This is a genomic window from Flavihumibacter petaseus NBRC 106054 (assembly GCF_000974785.1).
GTDB classification, from domain to species: domain Bacteria; phylum Bacteroidota; class Bacteroidia; order Chitinophagales; family Chitinophagaceae; genus Flavihumibacter; species Flavihumibacter petaseus.
The window spans coordinates 1,143,909-1,161,188 of record NZ_BBWV01000002.1; the positions used below are offsets into that span (position 1 = coordinate 1,143,909).

Genomic DNA, 17,280 nt, shown 5'->3' on the forward strand with positions numbered 1-17,280 from the left:
GGAAAGCGGGTAACCAGTTATTTGGTCCCGCTTTTTGGTTTTCTTCTGATCCTTACAGAACCATTCTGAGAATAGTTACTGGTCAGGAATACTTCCTGCGGGGTATCTCCATCGTATACCACCATGAGGGCGGTATTGGGTGGTATACGACCGAGGTTCTCGGCAAACATGGAAACATCGTTGAATTCCCTGGTGGGATCCAGCTTCACATATATCGTGGTGGCTTTTGCAGAGATCATCTGTTTTTCCAGTACCGGGTTGCCGTTCAGGAACACCGAAATGCTGTCGCCGTCGATATCACCGTTATCGTAAAAGCTGATCCGAATTGAATCCGCAGCAACAGTAAGTTCGTTGGTAATAACACTTTGACGTTGCTTGAACCTGGCAGTCAGCGAACTGAGGTCCATCTTCGGCGTATTAACAGAAGGGCGGGACAGTCCGGCAGAAGTAACGGCATTTTTGATCACCGGGCCGTCTTTGTCATCTTCCACCACAATATCCTCAACAGATGGTTGCCAGAGTTTTTTGGCAAGCCCTTCATTGATCAGGGAATCTTTTTCCATCAGGGAATCCAGTGAGAACAACACGCGCAGTTCGGGACAGGTATATTTATAAGAGCCGTCAGACATCAATGACCCGCGTACAAAGGAGCCAATCTTGGAAACTCGTAAAGTTCCTTCAAAACTCATGTTGCAGGTGACGCCATCGATTGAATTGGCCTTGTAAAAAACTACAGGAATATTTGGGATACTTACCTGGCGTGTTTTCGGATCGTAAGTGCCTTTTACGTAAAAGCTCTGGTATCCATTACGGAAATAATAACCGAAAATGCCCTCTACCTGGTTGCCTTTTTGCTTGATAACCAATTCGGTAAGGTAGTTGTTGAAGGTGCCATCCAGCACTACATCAGCTTTACCATACCAGCTTCCTCCCATGGTTTGGGCCCCTGCATGAAGGGAAATGATCAACAAGGATATCAGAATTATACGATGCATGTTCGAAAATTAAGCAAAATACCTTATGGAATGCAAGGATACAATAATTTATTTCAGATACCGTTTAATGTCGCGCTCCACTTCTCTTTTCTTAATTGAATCACGCTTGTCGTGTACCTTTTTCCCCTTCCCAAGACCGATTTCCAGTTTTGCAATATTCTTTTCTGTGAAAAAGATCTTTAACGGAATGATGGTGTACCCCTTTTCTTTGATCTTGGATTCGAGCTTGCGTAATTCCTTTTTGTGCAATAGCAGTTTCCGTTCCTGGCTGGGTGCATGTTTCTGGGTAGTGCCATATGCGTATTCCGAAATATGCAGATTTTTTACGTATAACTCACCTTTTTCAAACAGGCAATAAGCATCATTGAAGCTGACCTTGCCGGTGCGGATGGATTTGACTTCCGTACCGACCAGAACCATGCCTGCGATATAGGTCGTTTCAAAATAGTAATCGTGAAAGGCTGATCTGTTCCTCAGTTCCAATGAAAAAGGTTTATTGTTTGAAAAGCAGTAGCAGTGTGCTTAGCCTTTCCTTCAGGTTCTTCCGGTCTACAATGAAATCGAGGAACCCGTGTTCAAGTAAAAATTCGCTGCGTTGAAATCCTTCAGGAAGATCGCGTTTGATCGTTTCCTTGATCACACGGGGACCGGCAAAACCAATGAGCGCACCCGGTTCGGCAATATTGAGATCACCCAGCATCCCGAAGGAAGCAGATATCCCGCCAAAGGAGGGATCCGTAAGGAAAGAGATATAGGGTATTTTGGCGTCAGTCAGTTGTGAAAGTTTTCCGGACACTTTGGCGAGCTGCATCAGTGAGAATGCCGACTCCATCATCCGGGCGCCTCCCGATTTGCAAATGATCATTAACGGTAGCTGGTGTTCAAGACAGTAATCTGCTGCCCTTGCGATCCTTTCACCCATAACTGAACCAAGCGAACCGCCGATGAATTCAAAATCCATACAGGCAATCACGATACCCTGGCCGTGCATTTTTCCTCTTGCGATCCGGATACTGTCGGTTATGTCGGTTTTACTCCAGATTTCCTTCAGCCGCTTCTCGTAAGATTTCAGGTCTGTAAAATGCAGGAAATCCTTGGAACGGATGTTCTCAAACATCACTTCAAATCCATCTTCATCAAACAATATGTCAAAGTATTCCGTGCTTCCGATACGGTGATGATAATTGCATTTGGGACACACAAAAAGGTGTTCCCGCAGTTCATTCATCGTGCATATAAAGTTGCATTCAGGGCATTTGGTCCATAAGCCCTCAGGGGTTTCTTTTTTCTCTGCAGTGCTGGTAAGGATACCCTTTTTGATACGCTTGAACCAGCTGGTCTTAGTCTCTTCCGTCGGTCCCTCTTCACCTGCCAGGTTTGCATCAAAATCTTCCTCGTGTTGTGCCATGAGCCCTTTTGTTTTGGCGGCTAAGATAAGAAACCTGAGGAAAACCTTAGGTGCGCATTCTTTTGTAGGCATTGATCAGGCCATTGGTCGACCCGTCATGCCCGGTAATGGCTTCGTCACCTTTCAGTTCCGGCAGGATCTTGTTGGCCAGTTGTTTGCCCAGTTCAACGCCCCACTGATCAAAACTGAAAATATTCCATATGACACCCTGAACGAAGATCTTATGTTCATATAAAGCAATCAGCTGCCCGAGGGTGAATGGCGTGATGGATTTTACCAGTATGGAATTCGTAGGCCTGTTGCCGGTGAAAACCTTGAAAGGGACAAGTTTTTCAACTGCTTCAGCAGCGGTTCCCGCTTTAACGAGTTCCGCCCGGGCTTCGTCTGCAGACTTGCCATTCATCAGTGCCTCCGTCTGGGCGAAGAAGTTGCTGAGCAGTTTCATATGATGGTCGCCGATAGGGTTGTGGCTGATGGCAGGAGCGATAAAATCACAGGGAATGACCGGCGTGCCCTGGTGGATCAGTTGATAAAAAGCGTGCTGCCCGTTGGTACCCGGTTCGCCCCAGATAATGGGTCCGCTGCTATATTGAAGCGGGTTACCGGCACGATCAACCGATTTACCGTTGCTCTCCATATTGCCCTGCTGGAAATAAGCAGCAAAGCGATGGAGATACTGGTCGTAGGGGAGAATGGCTTCCGTTTGTGTGCCGAAAAAATTGGTGTACCAGAGACCAGTCAGGGCAAGAAGAACAGGTATATTCTGATTCAGCTCCGAATTCCGGAAATGCTGATCCAAATCGAAAGCTCCCTTGAGCAATGCTTCAAAATTGTCGTATCCGATCGTCAGCACGATGCTGAGCCCGATGGCGCTCCAGAGCGAATAACGGCCGCCAACCCAATCCCAGAATACGAACATGTTTTCCTTGTCGATCCCGAATTTAACCACCTCTTTCTCGTTTGTGGAAAGGGCTACAAAATGGCCGGCAACGAATTTTTCATTCCCCGCAGCTTTGAGGAACCAATCCCTGGCAGTATGGGCATTGGTCATGGTTTCCTGCGTCGTAAAGGTTTTGGATGCGATGAGAAACAGTGTTTCTTCCGGGTTTACTTTTTTCAGGGTCTCAGCGATATGGGTGCCATCTACATTCGACACAAAATAAGGCTGGATGTTGGGTTGCCAGTAAGGTTTAAGGGCCTCCGTCACCATCAATGGTCCAAGGTCGCTGCCGCCGATACCGATGTTAACGATATAGCGGATCGGTTTGCCTGTATAACCTTTCCATTCACCGCTGTGAATGCGGGAAGCAAATTGTTTCATTTGATCCTGCACCGCCCTGACGCCAGGCATTACATCGGTACCCTCTGCCATTACCGGTGCGCCGGAAAAGTTGCGCAACGCAGTATGTAGTACGGCACGGCCTTCTGTCTGGTTAATGGGATCGCCCTTGAACATTGCCTGGATAGCTTCAGGAAGGTTTACTTCCCGGGCGAGGTCCAGTAATAAATTCCAGGTTTCAGCAGTGACGATATTCTTCGACATATCCACCAGCAGGTCGCCATGCTGCCGGGAGAACTCGCTGAAGCGTTCAGGATTGGCCGTAAACAGCTCGCTTATCGATAATGTATGTGCCGTCTGGTAGTGTTGTTGCAGGGCGCGCCATGCGGCCGTAGACGTGGGATTGATCGTTGGTAACATAGTATTGATTGCTTGCTGCTATAAAAATAGGCATTACAGGGCAGCAATGCATGCTATCGTTTTGTCGACCATATTGTCAGTTACATCAAGATGTGTAACCATCCTGACTTGCGTCGCAGAAATAGCCGTGCAAAAAATTTCTGAAGCCTTCATCTTTTCCACGAAATCAACGGGCGTGTAAGGAGGGAGTACTTCAAAGATGACGATGTTGGTTTCTACCGGAAGCATCCTGCCGGTAAATGGCTTCCGGCTCAGTGCTGCACCGATCGCCTTCGCATGTGCATGGTCGGTAGCGAGCCGTTCGATGTTGTGTTCCAGGGCATAGATCCCCGCTGCAGCCATATACCCCGCCTGACGCATGCCGCCTCCGAATACCTTCCTGATCCTCCGGGCCTGCCGGATGTAGTCGCTGTCCCCGATCAGCAGGCTGCCCATGGGACATCCGAGGCCTTTGTTGAGGCAGATGGAAATACTATGAAACAACCTTCCGTATTGTCGCGCTTCCTGACCAGTCGCCACCAGGGCATTGAACAGCCTGGCCCCGTCAAGATGAAGCCGGAGCTGGTTCTCCTCACATACTTTCCGGATGGCCATCATTTCGTCCCAGTCATAACAGCTTCCTCCGCCACGGTTACTGGTATTCTCCAGGCAAACCAGGGAAGTCCGGGCTTTGTGCACATCGTCAGGATTGATGGCGGCGGCCACCTGGTGGGCCGTGATCCTGCCCCTGTCGCCGGTAAGCGCCCTGACCTGGGAGCCGCTGTTAAAAGCAATGCCTCCGCCCTCATAAATGTAAACATGGGCCTGCTGCTCACAAATGACTTCGTCTCCAGGTCTGGTATGCACTTTGATGCCGATCTGGTTGCTCATGGTACCGGAAGGGGAATAAATCGCTGCTTCGCGGCCAAACAGCGCGGCAGCCATTTCTTCCAGGAGGTTAACGGAGGGATCTTCCCTGAAAACATCATCCCCCACCGGGGCGTGCCACATGGCATCTTTCATGGCCGGAGTTGGCCGGGTAAAAGTATCGGAACGGAGTTCTACGCGCATATTTCAAATATAGGGGGAGAATATGACACCAGCCGTAGAGGTATTTTATACGGTTTTAAAAACACTATAAATACCCATGACTTCACAAGATCATTCCGGCTGAAGATCCTACACAGTTATCAGCACTATATATTGATAATTAGTATTATGCTGCTTTAATTGATTTATATTTATGCTATTATCTGGTTAATCTATTTATTATCAATTATGTAGGGTACATAACACTTTGCTGTGCATAATTCGTGTGGAACTAAAATCCTGTAATTCAGATAGCGGCTTATCTTTTATAAGTCAAACGGCTATATTTGCTTCCCTCCAAAAACTGGACATAGTGCGATTAAAGAGTTTAGAAATCAAAGGCTTCAAGAGCTTCGCCGACAAAACGGTGGTGCATTTTGATCAGAATATCACTGGCATTGTTGGCCCCAACGGCTGTGGCAAGAGCAATATCATCGATAGCATCCGCTGGGTGATCGGGGAACAGAAGATCAGTCAGCTGCGGTCGGAAAACCTCGAAAGCCTCGTTTTTAATGGTTCAAGGTCACGTTCTGCCAGCGGATTGGCCGAAGTAAGCCTCACCTTTGAAAACACCAAAAACCTGCTTCCGACCGAGTTCAATACGGTGACCATCACCCGCAAATTCTACAAAAGCGGAGAAAGTGAATACCGCCTCAATGATGTCAACTGCCGGCTGAAGGATATCCAGAACCTGTTCATGGATACCGGTGTCAGTACAGACAGTTACAGCATCATCGAACTGGGAATGGTGGACGACCTGATCAAGGATAAGGATAACAGTCGTCGCCGGATGCTGGAGCAGGCTGCAGGAATCTCCATTTATAAAACGCGGAAGAAAGAAGCCCGCCAGAAACTTGACCTGACTGAACAGGATCTTGCCCGTATCGAAGACCTGCTGTTTGAGATCAATAACCAGCTGAAAAGCCTCGAAAACCAGGCTAAAAAAGCGGAGAAATACTACGAGATCAAAAAGGACTACAAAGAGTTGTCCATTGAACTCGCCATCGCCTCCCTTGAAGGGTTTAACCTGACCTACCGCGAACTGAACGAACAGACCCAGGCGGAAACAGACCGTAAAATTCATCTCGAAGCGCAGATCGCCCAGGAAGAAGCAGCCATCGAGCAGGAGAAAGTAGGGTTTATTGAAAAAGAGAGAGCGCTCCAGTCCATGCAGCATGAATTCAATGACCTGCTGCAATTGCTGAGAAGCCGTGAAAATGATAAGAACCTTGCTGCGCAGCGCCTGAATTTCCTGCAGGAAAAGGAAGGGAGCCTGCGTGAGTTCCTCGAAAAAAGTGAGGGACAAGCCAAAGGCCTTGAAGAAAGTATCGCATTTACCACTCAGCAGGTAAACGAGGAAGAAGGTAAACTGGAGCATTTCGAAAACCAGCTGGATGAGTATAAGGAGAGCGTGACCCAGAATCGCCAGGTTTTCGACGAACAGCGTACTGCACTGGATGCTGTTCGCAGTGAAAATCTCCAGATTCAGCGCAGCCAGTTTGAGGCCGAGAAAAAAGTAGCTGTTGCAGATACCTCCATCCAGAACCTGCAGCGCACCATCCAGCAACTGGAAGAAGAACGCGAAGTGCGTGGCAGCCAGTTGAAACAACTGGAAGAAGACCGTACGGGAAAGGACGAAGAATTATCTACCCGCCAGCGTGATCTTCAACAGTTGCAGGAGCACCATGACCGGACCAAAGAGCAGATCCTGGCAAGCCAGCAGGAAATGGAAGTATTGCGGCAGGAACTCGCAGAAGAAAGCCGGAAACTGGATGCCCGGAAGAACGAATATGACCTGCTGAAAAGCCTCATTGATTCCATGGAAGGTTATCCGGAAAGCATCAAATTCCTTCATAAGAACCCTGCCTGGAATCATCATGCACCAATTCTTTCCGATATTATCTACGTAAAGGAGAATTACCGTGCCGCGCTCGAGAATGTACTGGAACCCTACCTGAACTATTATGTGGTGAATAACCTCCAGGAAGGGTTACAGGCAGTTCACCTGCTTGATGCCAATAAAAAAGGGAAGGCGAATTTCTTCCTGCTGGACAAGTTTGATGGCGCCCGGCATGCAGGATCTCAACCGGAAGGAACCGTACCGGCACTTTCTGTAATTGAAGTGGATGAGCCCTACCGGTTCCTCGCAGAACATCTGCTGGGCAATGTTTATATCGCGGAAGACGAACAGGCACTCGAGAACAGCAACGGCGCCGTTGTATTGGAGAAATCCGGGAAATACGTAAAGGGAAAGCATTTCCTGACCGGTGGCAGCGTTGGCCTCTTTGAAGGAAAAAAGATCGGAAGGGCCAAGAACCTGGAGAAACTGAAAGAAGCCATTGACCTGCAGGAAACAGTTGTGAATAATCTCAGGGCTGCCATCCAGCAGAAACATAATGAAGTGATCAGCTTCAATGAACAATTGAAGGAGCAGGCTATCCGCCAGGGCCAGCAGGATATCAATCAACTCAGCAACCAGCTTTTTGCCCTGCAGAATAAAATTGAAAACCTCCATGCGCAGCAATCGACAGGCCGTAACCGCCTGGAAGACCTGCAGCAGCAATTGCAAACCACACAGGGAGGCATTGCCGGCACCCGCCAGGAACTTCAACAACTGATGGAGCTTATTGCTGAAACCGGATCTAAACTCCTGGAACAGGAGCAGGCTTATAAAACAGCAGAGCAGGAATACAACACTGCCAATGCCCGCTATAACGAATTCAATCTTTCCCTCACCCGCCAGCAAAGCCGGATCAACTCCCTTAAACAGGAACTGACCTTCAAATCCAACCAGCTCCGGGAACTCGCCAACCAGGTAGAGAACAGCCAGGCCCAACTGAAGCAGACGGTGGAAAGCATTACTGAAAGCGCAGACCTGCTGACGACAGCAGAAAACGGGCTGGTTGAACTGCTCCGTAAAAAAGAGGAAGATGAAAAGATCCTGAATGCTGCCGACCAGGCCTATTACAACATCAGGAATCAACTCAATGAGAAAGAGTCCGAACTCAGGCACAAATCCAAAGAAAGAGAACAACTGGAGCAGTTGCTTGGTGCGATCAAGGACCGCCTGAATGAGCTGAAACTGCAACTGGCCGGTATGAAGGAAAGGCTCCAGGTAGAGTTTCGCATCAACCTCGATGATATCCTGGATCAGTCCCGCAAAACGGATACACCCGTAGAAGAGTTGCAGGAGAAAAGTGACCGGATGAAGAAAAGGCTGGAGAACCTGGGTGAGGTCAACCCTACGGCCATCGAAGCTTTCACGGAAATGAAAAAACGTTACGAGTTTATCCTCGAACAAAAAAATGACCTCGTAACGGCGAAAGACAGCCTGCTGCAGACTATCGCAGAGGTGGAAAGCACAGCCAACCAGAAATTCCTCGATACTTTCAACCAGGTGAAGGAAAACTTCATCAAGGTATTCAAGGCCCTGTTTACGGAAGAAGACCAATGCGACCTGATCCTGGAAAACCCGGAAAACCTCGCTGAAACAGGTATCGATATTATCGCCAAACCCAAGGGTAAACGGCCGTCTTCTATCACGCAGTTGAGTGGTGGAGAAAAAACCTTAACGGCCACAGCACTTTTGTTCGCGATTTATTTGATAAAACCGGCTCCTTTTTGTATACTTGATGAAGTAGACGCCCCCCTGGATGATGCCAACGTCGGAAAATTCACCAACATGATCCGCCGTTTCAGTGAAGAGAGCCAATTTATTATCGTTACGCACAACAAAATGACCATGGGTGCCGTTGATGCTATCTACGGTGTAACCATGCAGGAAGCCGGTGTAAGTAAACTGGTACCCGTAGACTTCCGGAACTTAAATTAGTGTAACCGTCCACCATTATAAAAGCACTGCCGAATGGCGGTGCTTTTTTTACGCCGTACATTTACGGTTGTCTTCTATTTTACTGCCCACTACCTTTATACGAAGAGGTTGCAATTCTTGTTATCACAAGAGAAACCGTCCCGCCTGGCGGGACGGTTTTCTTTTATGCCGTTTTTAAATTGTCACCTCCAGCTTTCCCTCATTTCCCGGTATGTCCTTCGCTACTGCGCGGATTACAGTTCCGGCAAGCGCAGGATTCGGTACCCGGGTGGTGTAGGTCCACTTCAGCCGGTTGATGTAATGGAGAATAGCGTCGCCCTCTTCCAGGAGCTCACCCGAAACAGCATAAATACCTACATGTACTGTCGCCACCCGGAAATCATCAATTGCAGTGACCACGATTTCCTGGCCGGAAAGTCCGGTATAAAACGAAGTGTTGACAGTATTCACTACCGGGGGCATCCGGTAGTCACGGATTGCCAGGTTGTAGGCGTTGTTGTTGTGGGCAATCATTTTGTCATACTCGGCTTTCAACTCGGGGTTATTGACGGCCGCACTGGCATAGGCGGACGCCTCACTGAAAAGTTCACGTTCCGCCGCTTGCCGGGGTGAGACAGGCGCATTTTTGTTGCGGGTCGGTAGCCTGGCAATGATGGTATCATTGCCTCTTTTCTTGTACATAAACTGGTTTCCCATTTTTCCTCTTGCCATTTTGACAAGCAGGTTGTCTGTAATCTTACTCATTTTAAATCGTTTTTCATGTAATGAATTTTGTTTAATTTCTTCCATCGTTTGCGGCAGGAAGTTTGCCGGGGTCACACCACCCGGCAATGTGTGACCATGCCGCGACAACAGGAATTCAAAAGTAAAAACTGCGTTTGCTGTTTTTTGAACTTTGGGGCGAACCTGCTTAACCGTTGGGGTGAACCTGCTTAACCGCTGGGGTGAATGTTGTTTGAAAAGCCTTTTGACCGGCATCCGTGCGTTACCCCACCCGCAGCAAACCTACAGCGGTGGTACAGCGGTACCCCAGCAAAGGGGTGGGTTTGCACGGGGACCGCTGTAGGTCGGGTGTAGGTCGGGTGGTGGTTGGTAACGATTTAAATCTCCCGTTTAAACTTGATCGATATGAATCAATCCTGCTTTTTTTACCGGAGGGATGGCCTGCTCCGGCGCATTAACTGTGCGGACATTCTCTTCCTTGAAGCTTCCGACAATTACACGCGGATCCACACCGAAAAGGGGGTACATACCGTACGTGCCACTTTCAAATCCGTGCTGGAAAAATTAGAAGAAAAAGGTATTGTTCAAATCCATCGCTCTCATGCCATCCTGGTTGACAGGCTTGACACGATTACGGGTGAACAGGTAATTCTTGCCGGGGAAAAAGAAGTGGAAGTTCCCTTCAACCGCAAATATCTTCCACAGCTGGCAAAGCACCTCGAGATCATCGGACCGCCGCTGGATCTGGAGGATGAAGCTGAAAGTTGATCGGATCCGGGTTGAAAAAACGAAAATTGAACGGATAAAAACGGAAAATCGAAAAGGATTTTGCAGCACTTCTTTGCCTGCATTTTTACGACACCGGGTTCAGTTGATATTTAAAGTCCCTGCAGGATTGGCCAAACCCGCTTCCGGTCTGTGTTTCAGGGACCTTTTTGTGCCCTATTGGAATTGTGAAAATATTTTTATAAAGTTATAGTGTTCAAATCATCGTGCGCATTCGAAGCGAATGAGCGCCTGACAGGAACTATCGCAGTGGAGCAGTCACATAGTTTGGCGGGAGGTGTGACCCTGCCCAGCTTTCTCCGGCGAAGTACATCCAGGCGCAACATTTTTGCTGCGACATTCACGGCAATTTCCACCAACCTCCTCCTGCAGTATGCGCAGTTCCAGCGTAAAGCGGTGCTGCGGGAATTGCTATGGATGAAAACCTGCGCCATTAATCAATTTAAAATTCAATAAGTATGGCGAATTCCATCAATAGGCCGCTGTCCCGGCGCGGCCGCAAATCAATAACGGCCAACGGACCCAAACACCGTGGCCGTACCTGGACACCCGCACAGCTGGATGCCCGCAAGAACTTCCAGCAGAATGTTTCCCGGCGAAAAAACGGGTAATCAAGTATAACTGAAAAATCCCCGCGTAGTCTTATGCGGGGATTTCTTATAAGTAAACTGATTCGTTCGAATAGCTACATTTGACCCTCAATTACCGATATGCGCACCATCTTCCTACTGCTCGCTTCCAATATTTTCATGACCATCGCCTGGTACGGACATCTTCGCCACAACGATGTGCCACTCTGGAAAGCAATCCTGGTGAGCTGGCTGATCGCCTTCTTTGAATATTGCCTGATGGTTCCGGCTAACCGCATCGGGTATGCGAGCGGATTCTCGGGTTTCCAGCTGAAAATGATCCAGGAGGTGGTCACCCTGGTTGTCTTTTCCCTTTTTGCTGTGCTCTACCTGAAAGAACCTTTCCGGTGGAATTACCTGATCAGTTTTTCCCTGCTGCTGGGAGCCGTTTATTTTATGTTCAGAAAATGAACGGGGTTACTTTTTCCGGAAACGCTCATGGTATAACGGTAAATAGAAGGGCGCCATCAACGCATCAAATCGATCAGAATAAAAACCATTTTCCCGGATAACGATGGTTTCCGCTTCAGGCATAACGGTGGCAACGATTCCTTTCCGGAAGAGCAATAAACACCGGAAAGGAGCATGCTGTCCCGTTTGTTTGAGCCATGCCATCCGGTGAAGCGTCAATCCTTCCTTACCAGCCAGTTCGACAGCGCTGGTATTTCGGTCTGCAGGGAGCAGCAGGCTGAGATAACCACCAGTTTCCAGCCATTGACTGCAGGCAGCCAGCAGCCATTCCAATCCCATACCCGATTCGTGTTTGGCCATCCGGCGACCGGCATGTTTCGGCAACAGATCGTCGTCGAAAAACGGCGGATTAGAAACCATTAACTGGTATTGCCTGTCCGGCACGAAAGTCCGGGCATCCTGGTGATACACCCGCAGTTGTTCCCGCCATAAACTGCTGTCGAAATTTTCTGCTGCTTCTTCCGCTGAACCCTGGTCGATCTCAATTGCGTCCATCTGCACCTGCAGTTCCTGAACCAGTTGAAGGGATAACAATCCTGTTCCCGTACCGATATCCAGTCCGGCAACAGGATGAAAAGTTCCTTCTTGTTTCAGCTGGTCAACTGTCCACGCTCCGAATACACAGGCATCCGTACATACTTTCAGCAGGCTTTTTTCCTGCCTGATACTGAATTGCCGGAAATGAAATTCCACCTGTGCCATAACTACCAGTTTGCCCGCGCGGTGGGGACGGTATCCAGCGGACTGAATTGTTGCGCAAGGTATTTGTAATAGGCCGTCAGGGCGATCATGGCAGCGTTGTCAGTGCAATATTCGGGAGCAGGGTAGTAGGTATTCCAACCCATTTGTTTTCCGGTTTCCGATAAAGTATTTCTTAAGGCGCTGTTGGCCGAAACACCACCGGCCAGGCAGACCTCCCGGATACCGGTTTCCAGGCTGGCTTTTTTCAGCTTATTCATCAGTATGCTCACGATCCTTTCCTGCACAGATGCACAGATATCAGCAAGATTCGATTCCACGAAGCCGGGATCGTTTTTGGTATTTTCCTGGATGAAATAAAGAATAGCGGTTTTTAGCCCGGAGAAACTGAAATCAAGCCCGGGGATCTGGGGTTCCGGGAACCTGAAACGGCGCGGATTACCCGACCGGCCGTATTTGTCGATCAGCGGCCCGCCAGGGTAGGGAAGCCCGATGATCTTGGCCGTTTTGTCAAATGCTTCGCCCGCAGCATCATCAATCGTTTCACCGATCACTTCCAGGTGTTGGGGAGAATGGCAAAGAACGATCTGGGTGTGTCCGCCACTGACAGTCAGGCACAGAAATGGAAATTCCGGTGCCGGCGTTTCAATCAGGTTTGCCATCACGTGGGCCTGCATATGGTGCACGGCGATCAGGGGAATATTCAACGCCAGGGCCATGGACCTGGCAAACTGGGCGCCCACAAAAAGCGCCCCGATCAGCCCGGGAGCCTGGGTAAAGGCAATCGCATCAAGTTCCTTTGCGGTAACGCCGGCCACCTGCAAGGCCTGGTCTACAACCGGTACAATATGCTGCATGTGTGCCCGGCTGGCCAGTTCGGGAACCACACCGCCATAGGCCTCATGAACCTTTTGTGAGGCAATGATATTGGAAAGGATCTTTCCATCCCTGCACACAGATGCTGCTGTTTCATCGCAGGAAGACTCGATGGCTAGAAGTAACGGCATGCGCAAAATTAGGCAATGGTGAACAAACCTAGTTGCTGCGGATAGCTACAACAGGATCCATTTTTGCGGCTATGGATGCCGGTATGATTCCGGCCAGTATTCCGACAAAAATGCAGATGCCGATGGCCTTGGCCATAATGCCAAATGAAATAGTGATTGGAAAACCCATCTGGCTGGAAATTGCCAGCGTCAGCAGGAATACCAGCAAAAGTCCCATCAGACCTCCCATGATACAGAGAAAAGCCGATTCCATCAGGAACTCCATCAGGATGGTCATCCTTTTGGCACCGATCGCCTTCTTGAGGCCGATCTGGCTGGTCCTTTCCCGCACGGTAACAAACATAATATTGGCCACACCGAACATGCCCACGAGGAGTGAGAGTACGGCAATAAAAAATCCGCCCATATTAATGCCACTGAATATACCTGCAGCAAACTCACCGAAGGCATCAATATCATTCAGGGAAAAATTATCAGCCTGCCGGGGTTTCAGTTTCCTGATGGATCGCATGGCGCCGGCAGTTTCATCACGCAGTGCCGCCATCGGAATATGCTCCCTGCCCTGCAACATCAGTACCGGCTGTGACCATTCTTCTTTGACCAGTCCCTTCATAAAACCATATGGCAGCAGGATACAGTTGTCAAACTCCCAGCCGCCGATGATGCTGCTGCCCTGTTTTTTTACCAGTCCCACTACGTTGGCAATCTTCTTGTAAATGACTATTTTCCGGCCCACCGCCTTCTCCGGTTTGCCGAATAACTCTTCTGCTACTTTATAACCCATCACCACTGAATTGGCGGCATAATCAAAATCGGTCTGCTGAAAATAGCGGCCATCGATCACTTCAATATTCTGAATATTGGAGAAGTCTTCCGTAATTCCGTATACCCGCACATTATCCAGTTTCTGATCTTCCATTTCCACGGGATCCTGTCTTTGCAGGGCAAAGGCGATGTTGGCTGCTTCTGGTACCGTTTTCCGCAACAGGGGCAATTCTTCAATTTTGGGAACCGGCCTGTTCAGTAATTTCCAGTAGGGGATCTGGCCACTGTAATCCCATTTATCAATAAAAATGGTATTGCTTCCCAGGGCTTTAATGTCTTTCTGAACATTCTCTTCGAGGCTGTTGACGGTAGCCAGTACGCCGATAATACAAAAGATGCCGATGGTGATTCCGAACAATGACAGGAAGGTTCGCAACTTATTGGATCTGAACTCTCCAAGTGCCATTTTGAGACCTGTTCCTAAAATTTCCAGGGTTCTGCGCATATTTCAAATGTAGCCCGTTTTTTGTATGTTTTTCCCAAAAAACAGTCTTACATTAGAAGTGCACAATCCACCCCCTGGAACCCTTAGGAAGATATTTACTCACCAAAAATAAATTCCAATGGTTACTACAGACATCAGCCAGTTGAATGGAGAGTGTTCTACCTGGAGAAACACCCTCCGTGATCAAAGAAGCCAGTTCACCTCGCTCAAAGAAAAACTTCAACTACTTTCACTCAACCTTCAAGATCAGAAATCACTCCAGGACCTCGAACATCTGCAGAATCAGTTTTACATCCAGCTGATCAACATTCACGACCTCAAACACGCTATCCGTGAACACGAACAGATCGCCAGCTGGGAAATTAACCGTAATGGACAGGTAAGCGACGCTACCTGGTCGGCACATGAAGAACTGCACGACCAGTATGAAAACCTGCAGCACCACTTAAAAAACGTTCAGACCGAATTCAAGCATTTCGCAACAGTACTGCAGTGATGTCATTCTCCTGACATCAACATGTTGTTTTTCTCACCCTTAAATGAATTGCGATGCCTGCCGAATTTGATACCAATCATGTTAAAAATATTGTCTTGCTCGGTCATGCCGGATCGGGCAAGACCTCTTTAGCGGAATGCATGCTCTTTGAAGCAGGCATTATCCAGCGCCGGGGATCCGTCGCTGCCCGCAACACTGTAAGTGATTACCATGAGCTCGAACAGGAACGTGGTAATTCCATCTTTTCCACGTTGATGCATGCCCGTTGGCGCGGATACAAGATCAACCTGATAGATACGCCCGGTTATGACGATTTTGTCGGCGAAGTAATCTCCGCACTTCGCGTTGCCGACACCGGTGTCATGCTGCTCAATGCCGCCATGGGGGTAGAAGTGGGAACTGACATCACCTGGCGATACACCGAACAGTTCAGAACGCCGATGATCTTTGCCGTCAACCAGCTCGATCACGAAAAAGCTGATTTCGATAAAACGGTACAACAGGCGAAAGAACATTTCGGGTCAAAAGTGGTGCTCGTGCAGTATCCTGTACAGCAGGGCGAAGGTTTTCACGAGATCATCGACCTGCTGCGCATGACCATGTACAAATTCCTTGATACCGGTGGCAAACCGGAGAAAAAGCCCATTCCTGATTCAGAAAGGGCCAGGGCTGATTTTTTGCACAAGGAACTGGTGGAGGCAATTGCCAGCAATGATGAATCGCTGATGGAAAAGTATTTCGACAAGGGAGAGCTGGATGAGGATGAAATGAAGGATGGCATGAAAAAAGCGATGATCAACCATGACCTGTTCCCTTTATTCTGCCTGAGCGCTGAACGGAATATGGGCAGCGGGCGCCTGATGGGATTCATTGACAATGTTTGCCCCAGCGCCAATGAAATGCCGCCACAGCGCACCCGGAGCGGCAAGGACCTTCCCTGCCGTTCAGAAGGTCCGCCCTGTATTTTTGTGTACAAGACAGTTTCAGAACCGCATGTGGGAGAATTATCTTTTTTCAAAGTCTATTCCGGAACGATAAAATCGGGTATGGAACTGGAGAATGAAAACACCCAGGTGAGCGAAAAGCTGTCGCAGCTGTTTGCTGTGGAAGGCAACCGCCGGATGAATGTAAATGAGCTCACTGCGGGAGATATCGGCGCCACGCTGAAACTCCGGAATACTCATGTGAACAATACGCTTCATGACCGCGGTGCTGCATTGGAGCTGGAACCCATCGTATTTCCGCCACCGAATATGAGTGTAGCGATAGAGCCGGTGAATAAGGGTGAAGATGAAAAGCTGTCGCAGGCCCTTCACCAGCTGGTAGAAGAAGACGCAACCGTTCGGGTGGAGATCTCCCCGGAACTCAGGCAGACCCTCTTGCATTGTCAGGGCGATATGCACCTTGCGGTGATCAAGTGGAAGATTGAGCATGTAGGTAAGGTGGAGATCCGCTTTGCCCGTCCGCGTATCGCCTACCGTGAAACGATCCGGAAGTCTGCCGACGCACAATATCGCCACAAGAAACAATCCGGCGGAGCCGGACAGTTCGGGGAAGTACACATGCGGATTGAGCCCTGGTTCGATGGCATGCCTGAGCCCGGCGGGCTGACAGTCAGGGGGAGAGAAACCCACGAGCTCCCCTGGGGCGGTAAACTGATCTATTACAATTGCATTGTCGGTGGGGCCATCGACACGCGTTTCCTGCCCTCCATATTGAAAGGAGTGCTGGAAAAAATGCAGGAAGGGCCACTGACCGGCAGTTATGTACGTGATATCCGGGTGTCGGTATTTGACGGAAAAATGCATCCTGTAGACTCCAATGATATTTCCTTTAAACTGGCAGGCCTTCAGGCATTCCGGCAGGCTTTCCGGAATGCGGATCCTTTGCTGCTGGAACCCATTTACCAGCTTGAAGTGATGTGCCCGGATGATTTAACCGGTTCTGTAATGGGCGATCTGCAAACGCGTCGCGCCATTGTGGAAGGCATGGAATCAGAAGCTCACTTTACCAGGATCCAGGCGAAAGTTCCGCTGGCAGAAATGCATGAATATGCTTCTTCGCTGCGCTCCATCACCCAGGGACGCGCCAAATTCCGCATGGAGTTCTCACTTTATGCACCGGTTCCGTTTGAACTGCAGAAAAAACTTACAGAAGAGTATAATAAGCAGGCTGTACTGGAAGAAGCTTGAGCAAT

General features: G+C 49.0%; 16 protein-coding genes. 7 read left to right on the forward strand and 9 right to left on the reverse strand.

Annotated features, from left to right (window positions below; all coding sequences use genetic code 11):
- Positions 1-17: 17 nt before the first annotated feature.
- The 5 genes from FPE01S_RS15015 to FPE01S_RS15035 are packed head-to-tail and all read right to left on the reverse strand — an operon-like array spanning position 18 to position 5,152.
- Positions 18-995, reverse strand: coding sequence for a hypothetical protein (locus FPE01S_RS15015; RefSeq protein WP_046369722.1), 978 nt, complete (start codon positions 993-995; stop codon positions 18-20).
- A gap of 48 nt (positions 996-1,043) precedes the next feature.
- A complete protein-coding gene (gene smpB, locus FPE01S_RS15020; RefSeq protein ID WP_046369723.1) occupies positions 1,044-1,478 on the reverse strand; it encodes an SsrA-binding protein SmpB in 435 nt (144 codons plus the stop codon).
- A 10-nt stretch (positions 1,479-1,488) separates the two neighbouring features.
- A complete protein-coding gene (gene accD / locus FPE01S_RS15025) occupies positions 1,489-2,403 on the reverse strand; it encodes an acetyl-CoA carboxylase, carboxyltransferase subunit beta (RefSeq protein WP_083990269.1) in 915 nt (304 codons plus the stop codon).
- Positions 2,404-2,449: 46 nt separating this feature from the next.
- Positions 2,450-4,102: a glucose-6-phosphate isomerase gene (pgi, locus tag FPE01S_RS15030; RefSeq protein ID WP_046369724.1), complete on the reverse strand. Its 1,653-nt coding sequence runs from the start codon at positions 4,100-4,102 to the stop codon at positions 2,450-2,452.
- A gap of 33 nt (positions 4,103-4,135) precedes the next feature.
- On the reverse strand, positions 4,136-5,152 hold the full coding sequence (locus FPE01S_RS15035) for a threonine aldolase family protein (RefSeq protein WP_046369725.1): 1,017 nt from the start codon (positions 5,150-5,152) through the stop codon (positions 4,136-4,138).
- Positions 5,153-5,483: 331 nt separating this feature from the next.
- On the opposite strand from FPE01S_RS15035, the gene smc reads away from it, so the two are divergent.
- Complete coding sequence (gene smc, locus FPE01S_RS15040; protein WP_046369726.1) at positions 5,484-9,002, forward strand: chromosome segregation protein SMC; 3,519 nt, start codon at positions 5,484-5,486, stop codon at positions 9,000-9,002.
- Between the two features lie 174 nt (positions 9,003-9,176).
- Here smc and FPE01S_RS24980 read toward each other — a convergent pair whose 3' ends face one another.
- The gene (locus FPE01S_RS24980; protein ID WP_157474042.1) at positions 9,177-9,746 is read right to left on the reverse strand and encodes a cupredoxin domain-containing protein; all 570 of its coding nucleotides are present in this window, start codon (positions 9,744-9,746) and stop codon (positions 9,177-9,179) included.
- Between the two features lie 384 nt (positions 9,747-10,130).
- On the opposite strand from FPE01S_RS24980, the gene FPE01S_RS15050 reads away from it, so the two are divergent.
- The 4 genes from FPE01S_RS15050 to FPE01S_RS15060 all read left to right on the forward strand — a co-directional run bounded on the left by FPE01S_RS15050 (position 10,131) and on the right by FPE01S_RS15060 (position 11,551).
- A complete protein-coding gene (locus FPE01S_RS15050) occupies positions 10,131-10,493 on the forward strand; it encodes a LytTR family DNA-binding domain-containing protein (protein WP_046369727.1) in 363 nt (120 codons plus the stop codon).
- Positions 10,494-10,703: 210 nt separating this feature from the next.
- On the forward strand, positions 10,704-10,967 hold the full coding sequence (locus tag FPE01S_RS15055; RefSeq protein ID WP_046369728.1) for a hypothetical protein: 264 nt from the start codon (positions 10,704-10,706) through the stop codon (positions 10,965-10,967).
- Positions 10,968-10,969: 2 nt separating this feature from the next.
- Positions 10,970-11,122, forward strand: coding sequence for a hypothetical protein (locus tag FPE01S_RS25905; protein WP_157474043.1), 153 nt, complete (start codon positions 10,970-10,972; stop codon positions 11,120-11,122).
- Positions 11,123-11,221: 99 nt separating this feature from the next.
- Positions 11,222-11,551 (forward strand): DMT family protein, encoded by a 330-nt coding sequence (locus FPE01S_RS15060; protein ID WP_046369729.1) that lies wholly within the window; start codon positions 11,222-11,224, stop codon positions 11,549-11,551.
- Between the two features lie 6 nt (positions 11,552-11,557).
- On the opposite strand, the gene FPE01S_RS24985 is transcribed toward FPE01S_RS15060, so the two are convergent.
- From FPE01S_RS24985 to FPE01S_RS15075, 3 genes are read right to left on the reverse strand one after another with little or no spacing between them, the layout of a single operon-like run.
- On the reverse strand, positions 11,558-12,313 hold the full coding sequence (locus tag FPE01S_RS24985) for a tRNA1(Val) (adenine(37)-N6)-methyltransferase (RefSeq protein ID WP_052955837.1): 756 nt from the start codon (positions 12,311-12,313) through the stop codon (positions 11,558-11,560).
- A 2-nt stretch (positions 12,314-12,315) separates the two neighbouring features.
- Positions 12,316-13,317, reverse strand: coding sequence for a tRNA (adenosine(37)-N6)-threonylcarbamoyltransferase complex transferase subunit TsaD (tsaD, locus tag FPE01S_RS15070; protein ID WP_046369730.1), 1,002 nt, complete (start codon positions 13,315-13,317; stop codon positions 12,316-12,318).
- A 28-nt stretch (positions 13,318-13,345) separates the two neighbouring features.
- A complete protein-coding gene (locus FPE01S_RS15075; protein ID WP_046369731.1) occupies positions 13,346-14,587 on the reverse strand; it encodes an ABC transporter permease in 1,242 nt (413 codons plus the stop codon).
- Between the two features lie 118 nt (positions 14,588-14,705).
- On the opposite strand from FPE01S_RS15075, the gene FPE01S_RS15080 reads away from it, so the two are divergent.
- Positions 14,706-15,083, forward strand: coding sequence for a hypothetical protein (locus FPE01S_RS15080; protein ID WP_046369732.1), 378 nt, complete (start codon positions 14,706-14,708; stop codon positions 15,081-15,083).
- Positions 15,084-15,136: 53 nt separating this feature from the next.
- Positions 15,137-17,275, forward strand: coding sequence for an elongation factor G2 (gene fusA2 / locus FPE01S_RS15085; protein ID WP_046369733.1), 2,139 nt, complete (start codon positions 15,137-15,139; stop codon positions 17,273-17,275).
- Positions 17,276-17,280: the final 5 nt, after the last annotated feature.